Origin of the sequence: uncultured Campylobacter sp. (assembly GCF_938041645.1) — a bacterium.
Classification (GTDB): Bacteria; Campylobacterota; Campylobacteria; order Campylobacterales; family Campylobacteraceae; genus Campylobacter_B.
Genome location: NZ_CALIST010000061.1, coordinates 1 through 4,622 on the forward strand (window position 1 = coordinate 1; position 4,622 = coordinate 4,622).

At 53.9% G+C, this 4,622-nt stretch carries 4 protein-coding genes; all 4 read right to left on the bottom strand.

Going from position 1 to position 4,622, the window contains the following annotated elements; all coding sequences use genetic code 11:
• Window positions 1–2,822: hypothetical protein (locus tag Q0600_RS09110; RefSeq protein ID WP_298759461.1), on the bottom strand; the 2,822-nt coding region annotated here is incomplete at its 3' end.
• The gene (locus Q0600_RS09115; protein ID WP_298759464.1) at window positions 2,822–3,694 is read right to left on the bottom strand and encodes a hypothetical protein; all 873 of its coding nucleotides are present in this window, start codon (window positions 3,692–3,694) and stop codon (window positions 2,822–2,824) included. The genes Q0600_RS09115 and Q0600_RS09110, both read right to left, overlap by 1 nt.
• Window positions 3,695–3,748: 54 nt before the next feature.
• Window positions 3,749–3,991 (bottom strand): hypothetical protein, encoded by a 243-nt coding sequence (locus Q0600_RS09120; RefSeq protein ID WP_297921036.1) that lies wholly within the window; start codon window positions 3,989–3,991, stop codon window positions 3,749–3,751.
• A 78-nt stretch (window positions 3,992–4,069) separates the two neighbouring features.
• On the bottom strand, window positions 4,070–4,622 hold a 553-nt coding region (locus tag Q0600_RS09125; RefSeq protein ID WP_298759467.1), incomplete at its 5' end, for a hypothetical protein.

Below are 4,622 nucleotides of genomic sequence, written 5' to 3' on the forward strand. Positions count from 1 at the left end.
GCCATAGCCTGCGCTTTGCTTAGCTTATCCGCTTTCACGGGGGCGTATTTAAACTCGGCGTAGGCTTTCTCTCCTGCGAAAATTTGAGGCTCGAAGTCTAGCCCCGTCTTGTTTGCGACCTTTGTTTTTGCAAACTCGGCGGCATTAAAAAGCGTCGTTTTGGCGCGAGATTTAATCTCGTCGCTTAGAGCCTGCGCGAAAAGATCAGCTCGATCGTTTGCGAGCGTTGGATAGGTCTTTGCCTGCTTTGCGGCGTAGGCTTTCATACTTGCGCGGAAACCCTTTCGGATCACTGCGACGCCGCCGAGCCCTGCGATGAAGCCCGCCGCAAATCTCTCGGGGCTAAATTTGCCCTCCTCGTCGGTAGCGCCCAGCGCGCCGCCGCTAAGTCCTCCCGCAAGATGAGAGGTGAGATTAACGTTTACGAAGCCCTTTTTCATATCCTCGTTTAGCTTTGTGCCTTGCTTGGCGGAGCCCACGCCCTCTTTTGCCGCAAGATCGCCGCCTTGAGGCTCGCTTTTTAGCGTTGCGCCGCCTTGATCTGCCGCATCTTGTGCTGAAACCACTCGCTGCTTTGAAGCTGCGGCATCAGCTGCGCTATCGCCTGAAGCGGTCCCGTATCGTCCCACGAGCTCATCGCCCGCGGCATTTTTTGCATCCTCGCCGCCGAGTATAGAAGTAGATCCGCGCTGCGATGATACCTGCGCATCGCCTCCCGATCCCCGCTCCGCTCGGCTTGAAGTATCGCCGAGATCAGAAACGCCCTTTGATACTCGCTCATCTTTTCCGCCAGCGCCTGCGCCGTTTGTGTGGACTCCGCGCGCCGCCGCGCCTCCTGCGTTTGCTTTGCCATTTTGCACTCTCCTTATCTTGCCGTCTTTGATGATCCAATCGTTCATTTGATTGTTTACGATGTCGTCGTATTCGGCTTTTGCGACTTTGGCGTCGATATAGTTTTTTAGAAATTTTATATCTCCGTCGTCGTATGCCTGCATCGCCGCGGCCTGCACGTCGGGGGCGAAACCTTTGCTCGCCAAGCGTGCGCCGTATTGCTCGGTAGTATAGGGGTGAGCTTTGATGTCGTTTTCCACCCGCCAAATGAAATTTTGCCCGGCATACATAGGATCGACGTCCGCGCCGTCGTTGTAGGCGCGGGTGTATCGTAGCTCCGCCTCCGTAGGTTTTATGCGCGAGTTTAAAAGTTCTCTTTGTGCGCGAGCTGAAAGGGTAGGATTTTCCTTTGCGATTTTTTCCGCCTCTCTTTGCATAGCCGCAAAGCGCTCTATGCCGTCCGCCCTCATCTGAGCTAGCTCCTCCGAGCGAGAGGCGACGCGGCTTTGATACTCTCTCGCCCATTCAAGGCGGTTTGCGCGCTCATAAAGCTCGTCCGCCTTTTTAAACGCGCTCTCGCTCAAATGCGCCGAGCGACTTGCTCCGCGGTCAAGCTCGCCCAAAATTTCATCTGCGGCATCATCCGCGATATTTTGGGTTTTAAGATACTGCTTTAGCTGCTCGCGAGGCTCAAAATTTGATTGCGCCACGCTCGCGGCTTCGGCGTTCTGCGCGCCTTGTGCCGCAGGGGACGGGAACGATTTGATCTCTTGCGTCCCGCCTGCGGCTTTGATCTCTTGCGCGCCTTGCGGGGCGGAAGCTGTATCATCAGCCGCACGAGCCGCGCCCTGCTCGCCCCCTGCTGCGTCGCTCGCATTCATTTTCGCGAGCTCGCCCGCTTTTGCTTCTTGGGCGCCTTGCGCTGCATCGCTCGCCTTGAGCTCTTGCGAAGCGGAGCCCGCGCCCTCTTTTTGCGTGCCGCCGAGCCCATCCAGAGCGTCATCGAGCACCGCCGCGTCATCTGCCGCTTTTGCGGCACCCTCTGCGCCGTCTGCGGCTTTTGACGTGCCGCGCAGATCCTCCGCGAGGTTTGAGACGTTATTTACTTTGCCGCGCGAAAGGGCGCTAAAAAGCGCATTGGCTCCGCCCATCACCAAGCCGCTTAAAAGATCGTCTCCGAGCCGCTGCCTAGTGGAAATTTTATCATCCCCCGCGTTTCTTAGCTCGTTCATTCCTACGCCCAGGGCGAAGCCCGTGCCCGCGCTTTTTGCGATATTCGCGACCTTGGCGCCCTTGGTGAATATCCCCGCCGGCGCGACGTTTAGAGGATCAATCAGCGCTTCGCCGAGCATTCCCCACTCTTTGTTGTTTTCGGCGATGATCTTATCAAGCTCCTTTACGTTATCGTCGAAGAATTTGCGGTTTTCGCCGAAAAACTGCTTCGCGCCCTCGGATCCCACGGCGCCCGCGATCTTTTCGCCCGCGTAGTTTACGGCGCGGCCAAATTGATTTGGGAGCTTGCCGGCTCCCGCGAAAAACGCAAAGTCCTTATCAAGGCTATCGGCGGCAAGTCCGTTTTGTTTTATGTCCGCCGCCTTACCCGTGATCTTAGGGCCTAGGGTTAGGGGGTTGAGCCTGTTTACTAGCCGTCCCACGCGGCTTGCAATGTCGATCTTGTCGGGGTTGAGTTCGCGCCATCTCTGATCCGCATCATCTACCGCTTTTTCATCGCCGCTGGTATCAAAAACGTTTCTAAGAAACCTATCCGACGCGCTCGCCGTTGCCTCGTCGTTGAGCTTTTTGGCATTATCCGCGTCGAGCTTCTGGGCGATCGCCATCTTTGCGATGTCCTCTCGCACGCCGCTGTCCGCAAGCTCTTTCTTTTTCGCCTCGTATTGTTCCTTTGCAAGAGCTTTGATATACTCGGGGCTGTAGCCCTTACTTTCAAGCTCGGCGATCCGCTCGTTGCCCAAAAAATCTCTTGCAGTCATCAGTTCGCTCCGTCGTCCATATCGCTATCAAGCGAGGAGTTAAATTTGGCGTTCGGGTTTTTCCTTTTCCACTCGATCGCTTGATCCACTTTCGCCTTTGCGTCGGTAAGGTTTACCCCCTGATTCATCAGCGCTTTGATATTTTCGCGGCGGTTTTGCGGATCGCCGAGCTCATCCATCTGGCGAGCCTCGCGCTGCTTATCGATATTTACCTTTTCCATAAGCCAAGGATCGGCATAGTAATTGCCCTTATCATCCCAGCTTACGTGTCCGCTGTCGCCGTATTGCTCGACAAATTTAGAATCTACGGGAATGTTTTTCTTGAATATATCGACCTTGTTCTCTTTAAAGTTTTTCTCTAGATTGTTCCCCCATTTTCCAAGCTCCTCATCGGTGTAGCCCGCCGTTTCTTTCGGGTAGAGTTTGCGTAGATAGGCTACGTTATCCGCCGTTTGCTGAACCTTTGCCGCAGCTTCGGATTCCTCTTTGGCTCGCTTTCGACCTTGTTCGGTGAGCTCTGCGTTGAAACGAGCAGCGGCAAGTCCGTAAGTGCGATCGTTTTCAAAGACGCTTCTGTCAAATTTCCTCCGATTCAGATCAAAATCTCGATCGTCGTTGAGGATCGCGTGATCGAGCTTCTTTTTATCAAGCTCGTAGCCTCGCTCGTCTTTAAATCTTTGGTAGTTGAATTTGTCCGCATCCATCTTTTCGGCTCGTGCTTGGCGCGCAAGGTCTGAATCGAACTTCTCTCTGGCGTGTCCAAGCTCGCCGAGCTTTGTGAGGCTATCGCCGATCGCTGCGACCCCCTGCCCTAGAGCCGCGCCGCGATTTATGCTCGGCTCGCGCAGATATCTTATGTCAAAATATGCCATTTTGCTCTCCTTATGCTTTACGGGCGGTGCGTCCGCCCCTATAAATTTCTAGCCCTAGATGGTGGATGCGGACGGCGTCGCGTTCCACAGTGAGGCGTCCCAAGCGCTATTGAGCGCCGCTTGCGCCTGCTTCTTTCTCGCCCTCTCCTCGCGAAGAAGATCCGCATTGAGATTGTATGTCCGCTCCGCGGCCTTGGCCTGCTGCCTTGCGGCGTAGGCGTTACCGATGCCGCCCGCCAACGCGCCCAGCCCGGTCAATACGTCGCTACCTTTGACGTTTTTTAGCCAATCCCACATTTTCTATCCTTTCATACTGAATTTCTATCGATCTTAGCCCCAAAAATCCTCATTTTTATAAACTTCGGCACGCCGAATTTAGAGGTAGATTATGGGGTATAGTTCGCTTTTGCCGCCTTTTTTGCGGCGGCGCTTGGTTTCATAATTCGCAATCCTATTCATTAAAAAATTTTCTTGCTCGTATACGGCAATCATAAATCTATTCTTTTCTGCTGAAATCTCCATAGCCGCTCTCTCTGCGAGCCTTTGTGTTTGCGACGAACTAGAAAAAACAATTAGATGCTCATAAAAAGTTACAAGAGCATCTATTGCAAGACCCACTTCGTCGGCGTCAAGATCTATGAGCCGAAGAACCGGGCGGATCTCTTTCCACGGCGTTATCTCCCAATACATATTAAAATCGGGGGAATTTTGCGCGGCGAGTTGTAATTCGTCATCCGTAGAATTATCAAACTGTTCAAGCGGAGGGTTAGCGAACTTTTTTTTCTCCGGTATCTCCCCCGCAAGAGTGCTAGTGGCTATGCTTTTGCCGCTCGGAGCCCTCCAGAGATCGGTTTTTGTTTGATAGGTATATCCGCCGTAGGTTAGCGGCTTTTGCGCTAGAGCCGCAGCGGCAAAGCCCGCCACCATC